This window comes from Halomonas sp. ML-15 (genome assembly GCF_014779595.1).
Classification (GTDB): Bacteria; Pseudomonadota; Gammaproteobacteria; order Pseudomonadales; family Halomonadaceae; genus Franzmannia.
The window spans coordinates 1260881-1279266 of sequence record NZ_JACXZT010000019.1; the positions used below are offsets into that span (position 1 = coordinate 1260881).

At 63.4% G+C, this 18386-nt stretch carries 19 protein-coding genes; 9 read left to right on the top strand and 10 right to left on the bottom strand.

Translation table 11 applies throughout. The features are described from left to right. Positions 1 to 45: 45 nt before the first annotated feature. From IEI94_RS17620 to putP, 3 genes are all read left to right on the top strand, one after another. Complete coding sequence (locus IEI94_RS17620) at positions 46 to 1551, top strand: sodium/proline symporter (protein WP_191168561.1); 1506 nt, start codon at positions 46 to 48, stop codon at positions 1549 to 1551. Positions 1552 to 1618: 67 nt separating this feature from the next. Continuing rightward, positions 1619 to 2440 carry a pyrroline-5-carboxylate reductase gene (gene proC, locus IEI94_RS17625; RefSeq protein ID WP_191168562.1) on the top strand — a complete coding sequence of 274 codons (822 nt, stop codon included), beginning with the start codon at positions 1619 to 1621 and terminating at the stop codon, positions 2438 to 2440. A gap of 49 nt (positions 2441 to 2489) precedes the next feature. Next, the gene (gene putP / locus IEI94_RS17630) at positions 2490 to 3968 is read left to right on the top strand and encodes a sodium/proline symporter PutP (RefSeq protein WP_191168563.1); all 1479 of its coding nucleotides are present in this window, start codon (positions 2490 to 2492) and stop codon (positions 3966 to 3968) included. A gap of 77 nt (positions 3969 to 4045) precedes the next feature. Here the strand turns inward: putP and IEI94_RS17635 are convergent, their stop codons facing one another. Continuing rightward, complete coding sequence (locus IEI94_RS17635; protein ID WP_191168564.1) at positions 4046 to 4351, bottom strand: cyd operon YbgE family protein; 306 nt, start codon at positions 4349 to 4351, stop codon at positions 4046 to 4048. Between the two features lie 350 nt (positions 4352 to 4701). On the opposite strand from IEI94_RS17635, the gene IEI94_RS17640 reads away from it, so the two are divergent. Further along, positions 4702 to 5313 (top strand): OmpW/AlkL family protein, encoded by a 612-nt coding sequence (locus IEI94_RS17640; RefSeq protein WP_191168565.1) that lies wholly within the window; start codon positions 4702 to 4704, stop codon positions 5311 to 5313. Positions 5314 to 5421: 108 nt separating this feature from the next. On the opposite strand, the gene IEI94_RS17645 is transcribed toward IEI94_RS17640, so the two are convergent. Then, positions 5422 to 5922, bottom strand: coding sequence for a gamma-glutamylcyclotransferase family protein (locus IEI94_RS17645; protein WP_191168566.1), 501 nt, complete (start codon positions 5920 to 5922; stop codon positions 5422 to 5424). A 2-nt stretch (positions 5923 to 5924) separates the two neighbouring features. Next, complete coding sequence (locus tag IEI94_RS17650; protein WP_191168567.1) at positions 5925 to 6257, bottom strand: YqcC family protein; 333 nt, start codon at positions 6255 to 6257, stop codon at positions 5925 to 5927. A gap of 281 nt (positions 6258 to 6538) precedes the next feature. Between IEI94_RS17650 and IEI94_RS17655 the strand changes: the two genes are divergently transcribed. From IEI94_RS17655 to IEI94_RS17670, 4 genes are all read left to right on the top strand, one after another. Beyond that, on the top strand, positions 6539 to 7570 hold the full coding sequence (locus IEI94_RS17655) for a DUF3549 family protein (RefSeq protein WP_191168568.1): 1032 nt from the start codon (positions 6539 to 6541) through the stop codon (positions 7568 to 7570). A gap of 14 nt (positions 7571 to 7584) precedes the next feature. Continuing rightward, positions 7585 to 8022 (top strand): ATP-dependent zinc protease, encoded by a 438-nt coding sequence (locus IEI94_RS17660; protein ID WP_191168569.1) that lies wholly within the window; start codon positions 7585 to 7587, stop codon positions 8020 to 8022. 60 nt (positions 8023 to 8082) lie between these two features. Continuing rightward, positions 8083 to 8991, top strand: a complete 909-nt coding sequence (gene rimK / locus IEI94_RS17665) for a 30S ribosomal protein S6--L-glutamate ligase (RefSeq protein WP_191168570.1) — start codon at positions 8083 to 8085, stop codon at positions 8989 to 8991. A 126-nt stretch (positions 8992 to 9117) separates the two neighbouring features. Continuing rightward, the gene (locus tag IEI94_RS17670) at positions 9118 to 9558 is read left to right on the top strand and encodes a hypothetical protein (RefSeq protein ID WP_191168571.1); all 441 of its coding nucleotides are present in this window, start codon (positions 9118 to 9120) and stop codon (positions 9556 to 9558) included. A 21-nt stretch (positions 9559 to 9579) separates the two neighbouring features. Here the strand turns inward: IEI94_RS17670 and IEI94_RS17675 are convergent, their stop codons facing one another. The 7 genes from IEI94_RS17675 to IEI94_RS17705 all read right to left on the bottom strand — a co-directional run bounded on the left by IEI94_RS17675 (position 9580) and on the right by IEI94_RS17705 (position 16472). Further along, positions 9580 to 10248 carry a vancomycin high temperature exclusion protein gene (locus IEI94_RS17675; RefSeq protein WP_224750183.1) on the bottom strand — a complete coding sequence of 223 codons (669 nt, stop codon included), beginning with the start codon at positions 10246 to 10248 and terminating at the stop codon, positions 9580 to 9582. Between the two features lie 73 nt (positions 10249 to 10321). Then, positions 10322 to 10894, bottom strand: coding sequence for a putative Fe-S cluster assembly protein SufT (gene sufT, locus IEI94_RS17680; RefSeq protein ID WP_191168572.1), 573 nt, complete (start codon positions 10892 to 10894; stop codon positions 10322 to 10324). 36 nt (positions 10895 to 10930) lie between these two features. Beyond that, positions 10931 to 12190, bottom strand: coding sequence for an aminotransferase class V-fold PLP-dependent enzyme (locus IEI94_RS17685; protein ID WP_191168573.1), 1260 nt, complete (start codon positions 12188 to 12190; stop codon positions 10931 to 10933). Between the two features lie 25 nt (positions 12191 to 12215). Continuing rightward, on the bottom strand, positions 12216 to 13559 hold the full coding sequence (sufD, locus tag IEI94_RS17690; protein WP_191168574.1) for a Fe-S cluster assembly protein SufD: 1344 nt from the start codon (positions 13557 to 13559) through the stop codon (positions 12216 to 12218). Then, on the bottom strand, positions 13556 to 14308 hold the full coding sequence (gene sufC, locus IEI94_RS17695; protein WP_191168575.1) for a Fe-S cluster assembly ATPase SufC: 753 nt from the start codon (positions 14306 to 14308) through the stop codon (positions 13556 to 13558). The genes sufD and sufC overlap by 4 nt, the downstream gene beginning before the upstream one ends. A 194-nt stretch (positions 14309 to 14502) precedes the next feature. Further along, positions 14503 to 15945, bottom strand: a complete 1443-nt coding sequence (gene sufB, locus IEI94_RS17700; RefSeq protein WP_191168576.1) for a Fe-S cluster assembly protein SufB — start codon at positions 15943 to 15945, stop codon at positions 14503 to 14505. 59 nt (positions 15946 to 16004) lie between these two features. After that, positions 16005 to 16472 carry an SUF system Fe-S cluster assembly regulator gene (locus IEI94_RS17705; protein ID WP_191168577.1) on the bottom strand — a complete coding sequence of 156 codons (468 nt, stop codon included), beginning with the start codon at positions 16470 to 16472 and terminating at the stop codon, positions 16005 to 16007. Between the two features lie 566 nt (positions 16473 to 17038). On the opposite strand from IEI94_RS17705, the gene IEI94_RS17710 reads away from it, so the two are divergent. Beyond that, entirely contained in the window at positions 17039 to 18385 is a 1347-nt protein-coding gene (locus IEI94_RS17710; RefSeq protein WP_191168578.1) for a UDP-glucose dehydrogenase family protein, read from the top strand. Position 18386 lies beyond the last annotated feature (1 nt).

The window sequence follows — 18386 nt, forward strand, 5'->3', positions numbered from 1 at the left end:
CTCTCCCTGCCCAAACAACAACCTATGTGATGCAAGGATACTGACATGACGGCGGAACCCGTTACCCTACTCGTGTTTGGCGCCTATCTGGTGTTTCTGGTCATTATCGGGCTGGCCAGCTCCAAGAAGAGCGCCGGCGGCCTCGAGGACTTCTTCCTCGCCGGCCGCAACCTCAACAAATGGACCGTAGCGCTGAGTGCTGTCAGCTCCGGACGCAGTGGCTGGTTGATACTCGGCGTCAGCGGCATGGCGTTCCTGTCTGGCTTCCAGGCCATCTGGGCGATCGCCGGCTATATTACCGCCGAGATCGTGATGTTCTTCTTCGTCGCCCGGCGTTTTCGCGAGTACAGCCAGGCCACCGGCAGCCTGACCATCCCAGACCTGCTCGAGTCGCGCTTTCCCGGCGGCAGCAAGGCACTGCGAGTGGTCAGCGCACTGATCCTGGTATTCTTCATGGTCGCCTATGTCGGCAGCCAGGTGGTCGCCGGCGGCACCGCCTTCTCCAGCACCATGGGGCTGTCGCAGACCGGCGGAATGTGGCTGACCGCCGCCATCCTGCTGTTTTACGTGATGATCGGCGGCTTCCATGCGGTCAGCAAGACCGATGTGCTGCAGGCCGGCTTCATGTTCGCCTCACTGGTGATTCTGCCGATTATCGCCATCATCAATCTTGGCGGTTTCGGGCCGATCCTCGAGGCGATGCAGACCCAGGGAGCGGGCTTCGTCGACCCCTTCGCCTTCTCCGCTGGCGCCATTCTCGGCCTGCTCGGCATCGGTTTCGGCAGCCCCGGCAATCCGCACATCCTGGTGCGCTACATGTCGCTGAAGAACGTTAGCGAAATGCGCCAGGCAGCACTGATCTCCTCGCTGTGGAATGTGATCATGGGCTGGGGCGCGGTAATGATCGGCATCATCGGTCGCGTCTATTTTCCCGAAGTCGACATGCTGCCTGACGGCAACCATGAGGCGATCTTCACCAGCCTCGGCCAGGAACTGCTCAGCCCGCTGCTGATGGGTGTGCTGCTGGTAGCGATTCTGGCGGCGATCATGTCCTCGGCTGACAGCCAGCTGCTGGTCGGGGCCAGCGCACTGGTCCGCGATATCTATGACAAGCTGATCCATCGCGGTGAGGAGATTTCCCAGACCCGTCTGGTGGCCTACAGCCGCCTGGCCACGGCGTCCATCATGTTGCTCGCCGTGCTGCTGGCCTTCTCGGCCGAGACCTTCGTGTTCTGGCTGGTGCTGTTCGCCTGGGGTGGCCTCGGCGCCTGCTTCGGCCCGGTGCTGCTGCTGACCCTGTATTGGAAGAAGTTGACCCGCCAAGGCAGCCTGTGGGGCATGCTGGCCGGCCTGATCGCCGTATTGATGGGCTCCCAGCAGCCAGCCTGGACCTACGCCTTCCTGCCCGACATCAACAACCTGTTCGCCACCATCCTGTTCGGCATCACCAACGCTGCGGTACCCGGCTTCCTGATCTCAGCACTGGTTGCCATCGTGGTCAGCCAGTTGACCTACCGCGAAACCAACGACCAGACCGCCACCGAACGCTGAGCCGTCATCGGCGCCGCCGCGTGCGGTGCCATTGGCGACACGCCCCAGGCGGAGGAGCGCAAGAATTATGCACAAGACGATAGCCTTCATTGGCGCCGGCAATATGGCCAGCGCGATCTTCGGCGGCATGATCGACGGCGGCTACCCCGCCGCTGCGATCATCGCCACCTCCCCCGATGAAACCATGCTGGCGCCACTGCGTGAGCGCTACGGCATTCGCACTCAGACCGACAACGCCACCGCCGTCAGCGAGGCCGATGTGGTAGTGCTGGCGGTAAAACCGCAGATCATGCGCCAGGTCTGCGAGCCGCTCCGCAAAACGGTCCAGGACCGCAAGCCGCTGATCGTATCGGTGGCTGCCGGCCTCGAGGCGGCCACCCTGGAAGGCTGGCTGGGCGGTGAACTGGCGGTCATTCGCTGTATGCCCAACACCCCCTCGCTGGTCGGTGCTGGCGCCTCAGGGCTATTCGCCAACTCACGCGTCAGTGCCGAGCAGCGCGAGCTGGCTGGTGAACTGCTGAGCGCCGTAGGACTGGTGGAGTGGGTCGAAGAAGAAGCGCTGCTGAATGCCGTCACCGCGGTCTCAGGTAGTGGCCCGGCCTACTTCTTCCTGTTCTTCGAAGCCATGGAAGAAGCCGGCGTGAAACTCGGGCTGCCGCGTGAAACGGCCCGCCGCCTGGCACTGCAGACCGGCTTCGGTGCGGCCAGCATGGCGCTGCAGAGCGAGCACGAGCCGGCCCAGCTGAAGCGCAACGTAATGTCGCCGCAGGGTGCTACAGAACGCGCCATCCAGCACTTCGAAGACGCCGAACTCCGCCAGATCGTCGAGGGAGCCATGCAGGCCTGTGCCGCGCGTGCCCAAGAGATGGCCAAGGATTTCGGCAAGTAAGCAATCACGGCGCCCCTGGCGCGTCATTCGCCCCAAGAGGACACTTTTCATGGTCCAGAACAACATCACCATTGGCCTGACGTTCGGCGTCTACCTGCTGGTCATGCTCGGCATCGGTATCGTCGCCTACAGGCGTACCACCAACCTCTCCGACTATATCCTCGGTGGTCGCTCGCTGGGCCCCTGGACCTCGGCGATCTCTGCCGGCGCATCGGACATGTCGGGCTGGCTGCTACTGGGCCTGCCTGGGGCGGCCTACGTCAGCGGCATCTCGGCGAGCTGGATCGCCGTGGGCCTGCTGATCGGCACCTGGCTCAACTGGCTGATCGTCGCCCGCCGCCTGCGTGTCTACAGCTTCCGTGCCAGCGATTCATTGACGCTGCCGGACTTCTTCGCCAACCGTTTCAACGACAACACCCAGTTGCTGCGGGTGATCTCGGCGATCTTCATCCTGGTATTCTTCCTGTTCTATACCAGCTCCGGGCTGGTCGCCGGTGGGCGCCTGTTCGAGACGGTATTCGGTTTTGATTACACTCTTGCGGTCACCGTCGGCACCCTGGCAATCATCTTCTATACCTTCTTCGGCGGCTTCCTGGCCGTCTCCTGGACCGACCTGATCCAGGGCCTGATGATGGCTGCGGCGCTGGCCATCGTGCCGATCATCGCCTTCAGCGACCTGGGTGGTGCCAGCGGCGCCGGCGCGGCACTCGCCGCCGAGAGTGAGTACATGCTGTCGTGGTTCCGCGATGCCTCTACCGGTGAAGCCCTCACCGCCATGGGCATTATCAGCTCGCTGGCCTGGGGCCTGGGCTACTTCGGTCAGCCGCACATCCTGGCACGCTTTGCCGCCATCCGTAGCGAAGACGACATCCCCACCGCACGGCGCATCGCCGTCAGCTGGTCGGCGCTGTGCCTGGTGGCCGCTATTGCAGTGGGCCTGCTCGGGGTAGGCTTCGTGTCTCGCGAGCTAGGCGACGGCGAGACGGTGTTCATGGTGATGGTCAACCTGATCTTCCATCCGGTGATCGCCGGTATCCTGCTAGCCGCCATCCTGGCCGCGGTGATGTCTACCGCCGACTCTCAGCTGCTGGTCTCCTCCTCAGCGCTCACCGATGACTTCTACAAGGCGATCTTCCGCAAGGACGCCTCGCAGTCGGAGCTGGTGTGGGTCGGCCGCTTTGCAGTCATCGGCATCGCCGTACTCGCCTACCTGCTGGCGCTCAACCCCGATGCCACCGTACTCGACCTGGTCTCCTATGCCTGGGCCGGCTTCGGTGCGGCCTTCGGTCCGGCACTCATCATGTCGCTGTTCTGGCGGCGCATGAATCAGTGGGGCGCGCTGGCCGGCATCATCGTCGGCGGTATCACCGTGGTGGTCTGGGCCGAGCTGTCCGGCGGCCTGTTCGACCTCTACGAGATCGTGCCCGGCGTGGTCTTCGCCTACCTCGCCATCGTCGCCGTCAGCCTGATGACCGACGAACCGGCGTCCAGCGTGACCGCCGAATTCGATGCCATAGACCGCAGCTAATCGCCGCACCCTGAACGCAAGGAGCCGCCTACGGGCGGCTCCTTGCGTTGCGACTCTTATCTGCCAAATATCCGGCCTCAGCCACCTCCCCATAGCCCCCGCGCCAGTACGACCAACGTGAAGGCTCCCAGCAGCCACCAGCAAAGCGGTGGCCCCAGCAACCGGCGCAGCCGGCCTCGCTGGGGTACCAGTCCAGCTCCCAGGCTGAAGCCCGCGCCCAGCGCCCAGATCCCAAGTACAATCAGTGGCAACCGCCAGACCATCGCCAGCCCACTGAGCAGCTCAGGGCGCCACAACAGCCATAGTGCGAGCAGCGTCGAGATCCCCATCGCCACCAGCGGTGCCTGAGGCAGTCCGGCAAGGCGTGTCGCAAAGCTTGGCATAAGACTCTCCAGTGGTTGAACCCAGGCCGGCGGTTGATTCTAGGATAGTTAAGATGAAAATGGCCGTCACGGCGAGGTCTCTCTCAGGGTGGACACCCGCGTTGTCGCAGCGCGGCATTTGTTATACAAAAACATTACACTAATTCACTGGTGTCAAACACCGATTCCGCTATACTCATTCAAGCAAGGCGTCATACCCTGTTTTTATCGGCCCTATTGCGCTCATTGCAATTTTCAACCAGACTTAGGAAACAGTGTTTCTTATACTAGGTTGCCTGACACGGTTTGGAACGCCGTTGCCGACTGGCAAGGCATTGATGTGACGAAGCAAGGCTTCAAGGAGAACTCCCATGAAAACCACCAAACTGATCACCGCTGCCGCCATCGCTGGAAGCTGCATGTTCGCTGCCCAGTCTGCCATGGCCTACAGTGCCGGCGACTTCTTCGTTCGCGGCGGCGTGGCCAAGACCGATACCCGCTCCGACAATGGCCAGGCCGATGGTAACGATCTGAGCATCAGCAGTGCCGAACGCGGCTTCTCCTACGGTCTCGGCTACCTGTTCCACGACAACATCGGCGTCGAGCTGTCCGGCACCGAGAAGGTCGAACATGATCTCACCCTTGGCGGGGGAGATTTCGGGACCCTGGATCGTATGCCGATTAACCTGATGGTCAACTACTATCCGCTGGGTGGCCTCGATTCGCGCATTCAGCCCTACGTCGGCGCCGGCCTCAACTACACGCGCTTCTCCGGCGAGTCGGTTGAAGGCCTCGACGTGCGTCGCTCCTACGGCGCCATCGGCCAGGTAGGTATTGATCTGGCGGTCACCGACAACGTGATGCTTAACGGCTTTGCCAACTACGCTGACGTCGAAGGCGACATCCGCGTGGACGGCACCGAAGTGGGCACCGCCAAGGTCGACCCGCTGACCATCGGCGGCGGCGTCACCTTCCGCTTCTGATCGATCGATGCGGCAATCGCTGTGTGTAACAGCGGTATCGAAACGCCGGGGCCTTGGCCCCGGCGTTTTTGCATGGTGGGGCTGAAGAAATGACAGCCCGGGTCGCGGCTATCGCGGCGTGCTGGCGTGCAGGCCCAGCACCGCCAGAGTGGCAGCGTCGAGCCCCTCTACGGCGTCCACCTGACGCAGGCGGGCATGGTAGTCGGCACTCAGGAAGGCCTCACCGGCCAGCAGATGCGCGACATACTCCCGGGCCGGTTTGAGGGCGCTACGCACCCGTTCGGGCACGGCGATATACACCCAGGCCTCTATCACGCCCTGGTGGGTGATAATCTCGCGACGCTGGCGCTGATAGTCGTGGGGCACCCCCTCGAAGGGGTCCATCAGCTCGATCTGCTCGGCTCCCATCAGCTCGAATAGCGCGCCTTCGACCCGGTCACCGGGCTGGCAGGCAACATTGGCATGGGCAATACCCGGAATCCGTGAGGCCTTGTCGAAACGCAGCGCATGGTCGGCCAGCGTGCCCGGCAGCACACGTCGAGTGGTTCCGATGCGCGCTTCGACACGCGCCGGATTCATGTTGCTGCCATAGGCGAAATAGTACGCCATACTCAGCCCTCCGTGACCGCGCAGTCGACTTGCTCGATCGCCTTGACCACCAGCAGCAGGTGATGGGAGGGCACCTTGGCCTGGCGCAGGTACGCTTCGGCGGCAGGCGCCACGCTACAGTTGGCCGGCAGTGGTGCGCGGTCCTCGACGAGTGCATCGAGCTTGGCGACGAAGACATAGCGCAGCCACTGCGGCAACGCCATGGTGTCGACGCAGAACGGCTGCTGGCTGGCGAGCGCCTCGGACGAGGGCTGCTCAACGCGCCACAGATCGGCCGCCTTGAGGGTGGCTTCCAGCTCGCGTAGGGCCTGGTCGAGTCGTTGGTGCGGATTCATGCTTTCTCCCTTGGACATAGGACCATTATCCCGCGCCCGCCTCAGCCTGGCCACCCTAGTGCTGTTAAGGGATTCACAAATTCACTGCAAGAGGCTGTGGATAACCCTTTGACAACTGCCGCTTGGCCAACCCTCATGGGCCATTGCGCAAACTGATCAATTTATGACCAGAATGTGACCAGAACGCCGATTCACTCCAGGCGGTCTTACGCTGGTCAGACGCTGCTGACAAGCGGCCCGGCCTCGCGTTACAGTGCGCGGCTCGACTCGGAGAATGTTCCATGCAGCCAATTGCGACGCTTACTGATTTCTTCGACCGCAGCGGCGCCGAGGTGCGGCTCTATCATATGGGTCGTCGCGTAACGCCCTGCCCGCTCACCACTCTGGCCGAGTTCGAGCGCGGCAGCGAGCCCTGGCCCGCCCCCTGGCAGAGCGAGGCGCGGCTTGCCTGCGTGTTTCGCCTACGCCCCGCTCAAGAGCCGATGATCTGGTTTCTGGCCCTGCCCCTGGATGAACAGGGGCAGCTCAGCGCCGCGCCCCGCGACGCCTTTATCCAGCGTCTGCTGGAAACCCTCGGGCGCAGCGCCGAGCGACGCGAGGCAGCGCAGCAGGCGGACGATATCGACAACCTGATGAAGGACAACCCGCTGGCCTTCACCCCGACGCTAGCGCTGCAGGCCATGCTCCACGCCCGGGCCAGCGCCGACCTCGACGCCCCCGCCAGCCAGCATCATGAACTTGCCGAGGAGTACCTCACCGGCCAACGCGACCACGACTGGCAAGCGCTGGGGCTGCAGGGCCTGGCCGACGTTGCGGTACGCCACGATGCGATCCAGGCCGAGCGACTCGCCGCTCGCCTCGCCGCGCTGCCCACAGACGTGCTACAGCCGCTGTGCTACTGCCTCGAGCACCTGGCGTTGGCGCCAAGCCTGGCGGCGGCGCTGCGCCAATGCGGCGAGCGAGCCGCCGAGACGGGCGACCTCGAGACCCTGTGCGCCTGCGTGCGAGCAGTGGGGGCCAGTCAGACGGTCGCCGCGGCATGGTATAGCGAACTGCTCAACGACCCGGCCGCTTGCGGCCCCGACCTGCTGGCGGCGATGGCCGCCCGCGGCTGGGAGCACCTCGAGGATGATGAGCGACTGCCACTGTTCTTGACGCGCCTGGCCGAGCATCCCGAGGCGGAATTCAGCGCGCTGGCCCGCGACCTGGCACTGATCCCCCGGCTACGGCTACCGGTGTTGATGACCCTGCGCCAGGCCGACCCCGGCTCGGCCATCGGCCAGCGCCTGCGCGGCCTGACAGCCCAGTGCTGAACGAGGAAGATCCCATGAAATCGCTGCCCTACCACGCCCAGACGGTCATCGGTCGCCGCGAAATGGTGACACTGCCCGAGCTGGGGCTGAGCCTGTGCGCCAAGGCCGATACCGGGGCTCGCACCTCCTCGCTGCACGCCGAAGATATCGAATCGTTCGAAGAGCACGGCCACGTCTGGGTCAGCTTCATCACGCGTGCCGGCGGGCCCGGCAGCCCAGCCCACCCGTTCAAGCTGCACCTCCACGATCGGCGCCGAGTGACCAGCTCCAACGGCCATGCCGAGTGGCGCTACGTGATCCGCACGCGTCTCGAGCTCGGCACGCTGGGCTTCAACGCCGAGCTGACCCTCGCCGACCGCAGCAACCTGCGACACCCGATGCTGCTCGGCCGGCGCGCAATGCGCCGATTACTGATTGCGCCCGGGGAAACCTTTCTGCACGGTGAGCCATGAAGCGCACCCTGCGAACTGCCATCCTGTCCCGTCTCATGACACCTGACAATGGAGTTAGCCATGCATATCGCCCTGCTGTCGCGTAACCGTAATCTCTATTCAACGCGTCGGCTGATCGAAGCCGGCGAGGCGCGTGGCCACAGCGTTCGCGTGGTGGACACCCTGCGCTGCTACATGAACATCGCCTCGCACCGCCCATCGATCCACTACAAGGGTGAGGAGATCGAACACTTCGACGCGGTGATTCCGCGTATCGGCGCCTCGGTAACCTTCTACGGCTGCGCACTGCTGCGTCAGTTCGAGATGATGGGCACCTACGTGCTCAACGACTCGGTGGCCATTACCCGCTCGCGCGACAAGCTGCGCTCGTTGCAGCTGCTGTCGCGTAAAGGGCTGGGGCTGCCAATCACTGGCTTTGCCCACTCACCCGATGACATTCCTGACCTGATCACCATGGTCAAGGGCGCGCCACTGGTGATCAAACTGCTCGAGGGCACCCAGGGCATCGGCGTGGTACTCGCCGAGACCAACCAGGCCGCCGAGAGCGTTATTCAGGCCTTCATGGGCATGAAGGCCAACATCATGGTGCAGGAGTACATCAAGGAGGCCAAAGGCGCCGACATTCGCTGCTTGGTAATCGGTGACAAGGTGGTCGCCTCGATGAAGCGCCAGGCCGCCGAAGGCGAGTTCCGCTCCAACCTTCATCGCGGCGGCAGCGCCAGTGAGATCCGAATCACCCCCGAGGAGCGCTCCACGGCGATTCGCGCCGCCAAGGCCATGGGACTGCGGGTGGCCGGCGTCGACCTGCTACGCTCCAACCACGGCCCAGTGATCATGGAGGTCAACTCCTCCCCCGGCCTGCAGGGCATCGAAACAGCCACCGGCAAGGATATCGCCGGTCTGATCATCGAGCATATCGAGAAGCACTCGACCCAAGTCCGCAAGACCCCGGCCAAGCCCAAAGGCTGAGCGACGAGGCGCCAAAGCCTCGAATAAAGGCAAAAACTGCGAAAGCGTGAAAATTATTCGCAGCGGGGCTAGCAAAACACTGTTTCCACCCGCACAATTTATGGTCACCGGAGGAGGTGACCGCTCATGTTTCTCGATAATCGCCAGGTGGCGATGGATAGCCTGCTGGAAGCGCTGGCCGACAGTCTCGATTATTTTCAGGACAACCTCGAACGCCTGCGCCCTTCCCTGCGCGAAACGTTGAAACCGCTCTATGACGAGCGCGATGCGGCCATGCACGAGCTGCAGGCGCTGGCCAAGAAGCATCTGCGCCTGCTTCCCCGCGACGCCGACGTCGAGCGCGACGACTACATGTGGCTGTGGAGCCGCCTCAAGAGCTTCGTCGGCAACGACAGTCAGGTGCTGATCGGCGAGCTACTGGAACAGGAACGCGTGCTGATGCAGGCGCTGGCAACGGTGCATACCCACCCCTTGCCGGACGCCATCGAGCCACTTATCGAGCGCTGCTGGAAAAACTGCCGGGCGCTGATTCGCGAGCTCTACCGCATCCAGAAGCAGCGTCGCTGAACGAGCTCCCATGAGCCGCGATCAGGCCCGTGGGGCGATCTCCAGCGGCTCCAGCGGTCCCAGGAAATAGGGCCGCCGTCCCCATACGTAGAGATCCCCCAGGGTCGCTACCCGCGCCACCCACTCCCTCGCCTGCAACCGCCATACCCCGGCCACCGGCTGCGCCGGCGCCGCACAGCCGGTGGCCTCCAGCCCCAGCGCATCGGCAATGAACAGCGCTCGCGGCAGGTGCCATGACTGGGTGACCAGCAGTACGCGCTGGGCACCGAACACATCCCGCGCCCGGGACAGGGTATCGAAGGTGCTGAAGCCGGCGTAGTCGAGGGTCATGTCGACGTCGCGCACCTGACGGGCACGCAGGTCGCGCCACATGGTCACCGGCTCGTTATAGAAGCGGGTCCGGTTATCGCCGGAAAGCAGCAGGTGCTGCACCCGGCGCATGCGAATCAGCCGCGAGGCAGCACTCATGCGCGCTTCGAAGTGAGGGTTGCGAGACCCGGCTCGGGTCCAGTGGGAAGTGCCAAACACGATCCCTACCGGCTGAGCGGTGCAGATCGGCAGATCATGCTCGATGCGTGCAGACGTCTTGGCCAGCACCCAGGCGTTGGCGCCGACGAACATCAGCACCGCCATCAGCAGCACGGCGCCCAGCACCATCAGCACAGCCTTGAACGGCTTCCATAGTGGCATCGATTTCCCCGATTGCGACAGGCACAGCACCCCGCCGACGCGGCATACCGCGGCCGGATATCGGGGCGCCGGCTCAGAACATGCCCAGTTCCAGCTTGGCCTCGTCGCTCATCATCTCACGACTCCAGGGCGGATCGAAGACGATCTCGGTATGTACCTGGCTGATCTGCGGTGCGCCGAGAATCTTGTTGCGCGCGTCGGCAGCGATCACATCGCCCATCCCGCAGCCCGGCGCAGTCAGCGTCATGCGGATGGTGACGATACGTTCGCCGCTGAGCAGCCGCTCGATGCGGCAGCCGTAGACCAACCCCAGTTCGACGATATCCACCGGGATCTCCGGGTCGAAACAGGTGTGCAGCTGGTCCCATACGAACTGCTCGATCTCTTCGTCACTGGCATCCTCATGCAGCGTCGGCCGCGGCAACGACTCCAGCCCCAGCGCATCCAGGTTGGCGCCCTCGACCAGATACAGGCGGCCCTCGAAGGCCACGCTGACGCTGCTGCCCTTGGCCTGCATCACCGAGACGATGCTGTCCTCCGGCAGGGTGATGGTCTTGCCGAAGGGGATCGAGATCACCTCCACATCGCGCTGCAGCGGGAGGCTCTGGCCCTTGTACAGTTGCTCTTGTGGTGCGCTAACCGCCATAACTCTCCTTAGCCGCTGTCCGTAAAATAGTGATGCTTAGCGCACCATGCCAATCACCCGCTCCAGCGCATCGCCGAAGACCTCGACTTCCTCGAGGGTGTTGTAGGCAGCAAAGGAGGCCCGGCAGGTAGCATCTACGCCGAAGTGGTTGAGCAGCGGCTGGGCACAGTGGTGGCCGGTACGGATCGCCACGCCAAGCTGGTCGATCAGCAGGCCGATATCCTGAGCGTGGGCGCCCTCCACCACGAACGACAGAACGCTGGCCTTGTGCGGTGCGGTACCAAGAATACGCAGCCCCTCGATACGCAGCAGCCGTGACGTGGCAGCCTCGAGCAGCTGCCCTTCCCAGGCGCCGATGGCATCGATACCCACGCCCTCCATCCAGCGCAGCGCCTCGCCCAGGGCAATGACCTCGGCAATCGCCGGGGTGCCGGCTTCGAACTTGTGGGGAATCGCCGCGAAAGTGGTCGGCGTCTCGAAGGAGACCGTCTGAATCATCTCGCCGCCACCCTGCCAGGGCGGCATGGCCTCGAGCAGCGCCGCCTTGCCGTAGAGCACACCGACCCCGGTAGGGCCGTAGACCTTATGCCCCGAGAAGGCGTAGAAGTCGGCATCGATGTCGCGCACGTCCACCGCCTGGTGAGGCGCGGCCTGGGCGCCATCAATCAGGATCAGCGCGTCATGGGCGTGGGCGATCGCCGCCATCTCGCGCACCGGGTTAACGGTGCCGAAGGCGTTGGAGACGTGGTTGACCGCCACCAGCCGGGTACGCTCGCTGAACAGCCCCCGATAGGCGTCGAGATCGAGCACGCCGCGGGCGTCCACCGGAATCACCTTGATCACGATCCCCAACTGGCTGGCCAGCAGCTGCCAGGGCACGATATTGGAGTGGTGCTCCATCCGCGACACCAGCACTTCGTCGCCGGGGTGAAGATTGGTGCGCCCCCAGGCGTTGGCGACCAGATTGATCGCCTCGGTGGTGCCGCGAGTGAAGATGATCTCACGACTATCGGCAGCGTTGAGAAAAGCACGCACCGTCTCGCGGGTGCCCTCGAAGGCCGCGGTGGCCTCGTCGGACAACGTATGCAGTCCGCGATGGATATTGGCGTTATAGCGTCCGTAGTAGTCCTCGAACGCTGCCATCACCCGCCGCGGCGTCTGACTGGTCGCGGCATTGTCCAGGTACACCAGCGGCTTGCCGTGCACCTCGCGAGCCAGAATCGGAAACTCCTCACGCAGCGCAGCAACGTCGAGCGGCGGCGTGTCGAGCCTGGGCTGGGTGGCAAGATCGGTCATTTCACACTCCCGCGGACCACGCCGCTCATTGTTCGTCGAGCGCCGCAGCGGCCTCGACCAGCCCGGTCAGATTGAAACGCTCCGGCAGCTTGCCGGCCACCGCCAGCTCGACGCGTTCGGCGATGACATCCAGATTCACCTCCTCGAGCACCTCACCGGCGAAGGCCAGGGTCAACAGGCCGCGTGCGGTCTGCAGATCGATGCCGCGAGTGCGCAGCGCGAAGATCGCTTCCTGGTCGAGCTGACCGGTGGTGGTGCCGTGGGAACATTTGACGTCGTCGGCGTAGATCTCGAGTTCCGGCTTGGCATCGATCTCGGCGCGATCCGAGAGCAGCAGATTGGCGTTACTCTGGAAACCCTCGATCTTCTGGCTGTCGCGCTTGACCACTACCCTGCCGTTGAACACGCCGCGGGCGCGATCATCGAGAATGCCCTTGTAGTTCTCGTTGGAGAACGTCAACGGCGCGTTGTGGTTGGCCACGGTATGGTTGTCGATATGCTGACGGCCCTGGCCGTAGAACAGGCCGTAGAAGTTGGCCACGGCGCCCTGGCCGTTGAGATCGCTGATCAGGTCGTTACGCACCAGACCGCCCCCCAGGTTCAGATTGAACGAGGTGTAGCGGCTGTCGCGGGCCTGTTCGGCGTGGATGCTGGCCACGTGAAGGTCGCCCAGCGGGGCTTCCTGCAGCTTGTAGTGATCGAGGATCGCACCGCGCTCGATGATCAACTCGGCGACCAGGTTGGTGAAGTTGGTCGCCCCCTCCTCGCCAATATGGTGCTCGATCAACGTCGCCTGGCTGCGCGCGCCGGCTTCGACCAGCAGACGCGGATGACTCATCACCGGCGCCTTGCCGTGGCGCGACAGGAACTGCACCACCAGTGGTTTGTCGACCACGCTACCCGGCGCCAGACGCAGCACCGCGCCCTCTTCCATAAAGGCGGTGTTCAGCGCCGAAAACGGCGAGAACTCGACACCGGTCAAGCGACCCAGCGGCCCACCTACCGCTTCGTGATTATCGGCCAGCGCCTGAGACAGCGGCAGCAGCTGCACGCCCTGGGGCAGGCCCTCCAACTGAGAGAGTGCCGGGGCATAGACACCGTCGACGAAGGTCAGCCGGTAGGCGTCGATGGGCAGCGTCAGCGTGGCGGCTACGGTCTGCGAGAAGTCGGCATCTTCGGCCAGCGCAAACTCGCCGTTGGCAATGGCGCGCACATCGGTGTATTTCCACGCCTCGTCGCGGCGAGTGGGAAAGCCCAGCGCCTCGAAGCGTGCCGCGCCCGCCTGACGCCGCGCGGCGATCCATGTCGGCTCAGGAGCGCGCTTGTCCGCGCGCTGCGCCAGGCGCTCGAGAAAGGTCTGTTCACTCATGCAGCAGACTCCTCGACCACCCAGTCATAACCGCGGGATTCGAGCTGCTTGGCAAGCTCGGCGTCACCGCTCTTGGCGATGCGACCGTCGACCAGCACGTGAACCTGATCCGGCACGATATAGTCGAGCAGGCGCTGGTAGTGAGTCACCAGCAGGATGCCGCGGTCGGCGGCACGCAGGCTATTGACGCCGTCGGCGACCACTTTCATGGCGTCGATGTCGAGACCCGAATCGATCTCGTCGAGCATCGCCAGCTTGGGCTGAAGAACCAGCATCTGCAGGATCTCGTTGCGCTTTTTCTCGCCCCCCGAGAAACCCTCGTTGACCGCACGCTGCAGAAAGCTGGCGTCCATCTTCATCTCGCCGAGCTTGTCCTTGATCAGCTTCATGAATTCCGGTGCCGGCACCTCCTCCTCGCCACGCGCCTTGCGCTGAGCGTTGAGGGCGGCCTTGAGCAGATAGATATTCTTGACCCCGGGAATTTCGACCGGGTATTGGAAGCCCAGCAGCAGGCCCGCCTGGGCACGCTCCTCGATCTCCATCTCCAGGACGTCCTTGCCCTCGAAGGTGATCGAGCCACGAGTGACTTCATAGCCATCCTTGCCGGCGATCACTGCCGACAGCGTCGACTTGCCGGCCCCGTTAGGACCCATGATGGCATGGACCTCACCGGCCTTGATGGACAGCGAGAGGCCCTTGAGGATGGCCTGACCCTCTACCTCGACGTGCAGATCCTTGACTTCGAGCATTGCGATTACCTTTTCCGATTCTAGTGAGCCGCCGCGGCGACCCGTAACATTGGCAGTATTTTCTCGACGAACCAGGCGCGTCATGAGCGATGGTCAATCAAGGCGGAGGCCCGACGAGTGCAGCGGAGTTGACTGCTGCTCAATGAGCATGCCGAGGAGGGCCTCCAACGCAGAGTGACCGAGCGCAATAGCGCTTAGCCTACGGCGCCTTCCAGGGTGACGTTGAGCAACGCCTCGGCCTCCACCGCGAACTCCATCGGCAGCTCCTGGAAGACATCCTTGCAGAAGCCGTTGACGATCATGCTCACCGCATCCTCCTCGGAGATCCCGCGGCTCTGGCAGTAGAACAGCTGATCCTCACCGATCTTGGAGGTGGTCGCCTCGTGCTCGATGGTGGCGGTGCTGTTGCCGATCTCCTGATAGGGAAAGGTATGCGCCCCACACTTGTCACCGATCAGCAGCGAATCACACTGCGTGAAGTTGCGCGCACCCTTGGCACGCGGACCGATCTTGACCAGGCCGCGGTAAGACTGGTTGCTCTTGCCGGCAGAGATGCCCTTGGAAACGATGTAGGAGCGGGTGCCTTCGCCGATATGGATCATCTTGGTGCCGGTATCGGCCTGCTGACGGCCGTTGGTCACCGCCACCGAGTAGAACTCGCCGATGCTGTCGCGGCCGCGCAGTATGCACGAGGGGTACTTCCAGGTGATCGCCGAACCGGTCTCGACCTGGGTCCAGCTGATCCGCGAGCGCGCCCCGCGGCAGTCGCCGCGCTTGGTGACGAAGTTGTAGATGCCGCCCTTGCCGTCTTCGTCGCCGGGATACCAGTTCTGTACCGTGGAGTACTTGATGTAGGCATCGTCCAGCGCCACCAGCTCGACCACCGCGGCGTGAAGCTGGTTCTCGTCGCGCATCGGCGCGGTACAGCCCTCGAGGTACGAGACCTGAGCACGGCTCTCACAGATGATCAGGGTGCGCTCGAACTGGCCGGTATTGGCGGCATTGATGCGGAAGTAGGTGGAGAGCTCCATGGGGCAGGTCACGCCTTCCGGCACGAACACGAAGGAGCCGTCGGTGAACACCGCCGAGTTGAGGGCGGCGAAGTAATTGTCGGCCACCGGCACCACCGTGCCCAGGTACTGCTTGATCAGCTCCGGGTGGTCGCGGATCGCTTCCGAGATCGAGCAGAAGATCACGCCCGCTTCGCCCAGCTTCTCCTTGAAGGTGGTGGTCACCGAGACCGAGTCGAACACGGCATCGACGGCCACGCCGGCCAGGGCCGCGCGCTCGTGGAGCGGAATGCCCAGCTTCTCGTAGGTCTCGAGCAGCTTGGGGTCCACCTCATCGAGGCTCTGGGGACGATCTTCCGGGCGCTTGGGGGCGCTGAAGTAGGAGATCGCCTGGTAGTCGATGGGCGGATAATCGAGGTGCGCCCAGGAGGGCGGCGTCATCTTCAACCACTGGCGATAGGCGTCCAGGCGCCATTCGAGCATCCACTCGGGCTCGCCCTTCTTGTTGGAGATGAACGCGATGGTGCTCTCATCCAGGCCGGGCGGCAGGGTATCGCTCTCGATGTCGGTCACGAAGCCTTCTTTATAGTCGCGACGGACAAGCTGTTCCATTTCCTCAGTTGCCATGTTCAATCCCCTCCCGGGCATTACCGTCGAGCGCCAAGCTCGACATGGACATAATAGATTTAGCGGCCGGCGCCGGCGGCCAGTGTCACGGTCTGAATCGGCAGCTGGACCGGTAGCTTGATCGGCGTGGTCTGGGCCAGATGCGCCAGGGTGACGCTGTCGAGCAGGGTGCGCACGGCCAGCGACACGCGCTGCCAGTTGTCGGCCACACCGCAGGTCGCCACCAACTCGCAGTCGCCGTCGACGTGGCTGCACTCGGTCATCGCCACCGGCCCTTCTATTGCCGCGATGATATCGCTGGCGGTGATTTCGCTTGCATCGCGCGCCAGGCGATAGCCGCCTTGGGCACCGCGCTGAGACGCCAGCAGGCCAGCGCGCACCAGCGACTTGAGCGTCTTGCTCACGGTCGGGTGCGGCAGATGGACGGCCTCGGCCAGTTCGGCCGCGGCATGGGGCTGCTGCGGGTGACGCGCGATATGGGCCATTACCACAGCGGCATAGTCTGTCATGCGTGAAAGCTTGAGCATGCGGCACGTCCTCGACGATCAGGGCCAGGGTGGCGGCTCGGATTGGGGACCATTTTAGTCCTGTATAACCCCGATGTGAAGCGTCAGCGGCATTTCTTGCCTGAGCAGCGCAGGATATCGACATGATCGACACCGATCGCATCAATAATAACAATTATTCCCATTACACATTAACGCTGCAGTATCCCCCTCACAGCCCACGGGATCGCTGACGACACCCCACTGTCCCTGCTGAGAGACACCGCCTGTCGACTGATTTCAAAGTTATTTTCCTACTCCCATGACCCAGGCGTTGCCGAGTGCCGACAGATCAAGCGCTGATAAATGCACGCCAGACGTCCCAAAAACCCGACTTCCGTCCAATAAATTGCTGTTATTAAAGATATAAAAATCACTTGGCACGCTTTACGCAATCATGGAGATGTTTCGCCCAGATGTTGACGGCTGTGAACTCCCCCAAGGATGAGAGGGAGGCTGGCCGTCCAGATGGTTTTATCACTACTTCTTCCGCTCACAGCACCGCGCGAACACGCCATGGAAGAGTCGACAAGCAAGGAGCGTCACTCATGCGGATCACCATTTTTGGCTCGGGCTATGTGGGCCTGGTTACTGGCGCCTGCCTGGCCGACGTTGGCCACGACGTCATCTGCGTCGATATCGACAACGACAAGATCGCCGCCCTCAACGACGGCCAGGTACCCATTCACGAGCCGGGCCTGGAGACCATCATTCGTCATAACCTCGAGGCCGGCAGACTGCGCTTCACCACCGATGCCGCCCGCGCGGTGGAGTTCGGCCTGCTGCAGTTCATCGCCGTGGGAACGCCCCCCGACGAGGACGGCAGTGCCGATCTGCAGTATGTGCTGCAGGTGGCTCGCACCATCGCCACCCACATGCAGGAGTACAAGGTCATCGTCGACAAATCGACGGTGCCCGTTGGCACCGCCGAGAAGGTCCACGCCTGCGTGGCCGAGACCCTCGCCGAGCGCGGCGCGACCCTGGCCTTCGATGTCTGCTCCAACCCGGAGTTTCTCAAGGAAGGTGCCGCCATCGAAGACTTTTCGCGCGGCTCACGGATCGTCGTCGGTACCGACAGCGATAGGGTTCGCCAAGCCATGCGCGAGTGCTATGCGCCTTACAACCGCCTTCAGGACAAGCTGATCTTCATGGACATTCGCAGTGCCGAGCTGACCAAGTACGCCGCCAATGCGATGCTCGCCACCAAGATCAGCTTTATCAACGAGATCGCCAACCTGGCTGAGAAACTCGGCGCCGACATCGAACACGTGCGCCACGGCATCGGCAGCGATCCGCGCATCGGCCACCACTTCATCTACCCCGGCTGCGGCTACGGTGGCTCGTGTTTTCCCAAGGACGTCCAGGCCCTGGCACGCACCGCCCACGCGATTGGCCACCAGCCACAGCTACTCGAAGCCGTGGAGGCCATCAATGTGCGCCAGAAAGACCTGCTGTACTCCAAGCTCGCGCGCGCCTTCCACGGCGACCTGGCCGGCAAGACCATCGCCCTGTGGGGGCTGGCCTTCAAGCCCAATACCGACGACATGCGCGAAGCTCCCAGTCGCGCGCTGATGGAAGCGCTTTGGGATGCAGGAGCTCGGGTTCAGGCCTTCGACCCGGAGGCCCAGGACGAGTGTCGACGCCTCTACGGCGAGCGCGACGACCTGTCACTGTGCAAGCGCCGCGACGAAGCACTCGAGGGGGCCGATGCGCTGGTCATCTGTACCGAGTGGAAGGCCTTCCGCACGGTCGACTTCAGCGTGCTGAAGCAGACCCTGGCCAGCCCGATCGTGATCGATGGCCGTAATCTGTTCGAGCCTGCCCAGCTCAAACGGGCCGGCCTCGACTACTACGCCATCGGGCGCGGCGACTCACTGCAGGCCGCCCTGGCCTAGG

Coding starts and splice junctions, on each gene's coding strand:
- IEI94_RS17620 (WP_191168561.1), top strand. CDS start 46: ATGACGGCGGAACCCGTTACCCTACTCGTGTTTGGCGCCTATCTGGTG.
- proC (WP_191168562.1), top strand. CDS start 1,619: ATGCACAAGACGATAGCCTTCATTGGCGCCGGCAATATGGCCAGCGCG.
- putP (WP_191168563.1), top strand. CDS start 2,490: ATGGTCCAGAACAACATCACCATTGGCCTGACGTTCGGCGTCTACCTG.
- IEI94_RS17635 (WP_191168564.1), bottom strand. CDS start 4,351: ATGCCAAGCTTTGCGACACGCCTTGCCGGACTGCCTCAGGCACCGCTG.
- IEI94_RS17640 (WP_191168565.1), top strand. CDS start 4,702: ATGAAAACCACCAAACTGATCACCGCTGCCGCCATCGCTGGAAGCTGC.
- IEI94_RS17645 (WP_191168566.1), bottom strand. CDS start 5,922: ATGGCGTACTATTTCGCCTATGGCAGCAACATGAATCCGGCGCGTGTC.
- IEI94_RS17650 (WP_191168567.1), bottom strand. CDS start 6,257: ATGAATCCGCACCAACGACTCGACCAGGCCCTACGCGAGCTGGAAGCC.
- IEI94_RS17655 (WP_191168568.1), top strand. CDS start 6,539: ATGCAGCCAATTGCGACGCTTACTGATTTCTTCGACCGCAGCGGCGCC.
- IEI94_RS17660 (WP_191168569.1), top strand. CDS start 7,585: ATGAAATCGCTGCCCTACCACGCCCAGACGGTCATCGGTCGCCGCGAA.
- rimK (WP_191168570.1), top strand. CDS start 8,083: ATGCATATCGCCCTGCTGTCGCGTAACCGTAATCTCTATTCAACGCGT.
- IEI94_RS17670 (WP_191168571.1), top strand. CDS start 9,118: ATGTTTCTCGATAATCGCCAGGTGGCGATGGATAGCCTGCTGGAAGCG.
- IEI94_RS17675 (WP_224750183.1), bottom strand. CDS start 10,248: ATGCCACTATGGAAGCCGTTCAAGGCTGTGCTGATGGTGCTGGGCGCC.
- sufT (WP_191168572.1), bottom strand. CDS start 10,894: ATGGCGGTTAGCGCACCACAAGAGCAACTGTACAAGGGCCAGAGCCTC.
- IEI94_RS17685 (WP_191168573.1), bottom strand. CDS start 12,190: ATGACCGATCTTGCCACCCAGCCCAGGCTCGACACGCCGCCGCTCGAC.
- sufD (WP_191168574.1), bottom strand. CDS start 13,559: ATGAGTGAACAGACCTTTCTCGAGCGCCTGGCGCAGCGCGCGGACAAG.
- sufC (WP_191168575.1), bottom strand. CDS start 14,308: ATGCTCGAAGTCAAGGATCTGCACGTCGAGGTAGAGGGTCAGGCCATC.
- sufB (WP_191168576.1), bottom strand. CDS start 15,945: ATGGCAACTGAGGAAATGGAACAGCTTGTCCGTCGCGACTATAAAGAA.
- IEI94_RS17705 (WP_191168577.1), bottom strand. CDS start 16,472: ATGCTCAAGCTTTCACGCATGACAGACTATGCCGCTGTGGTAATGGCC.
- IEI94_RS17710 (WP_191168578.1), top strand. CDS start 17,039: ATGCGGATCACCATTTTTGGCTCGGGCTATGTGGGCCTGGTTACTGGC.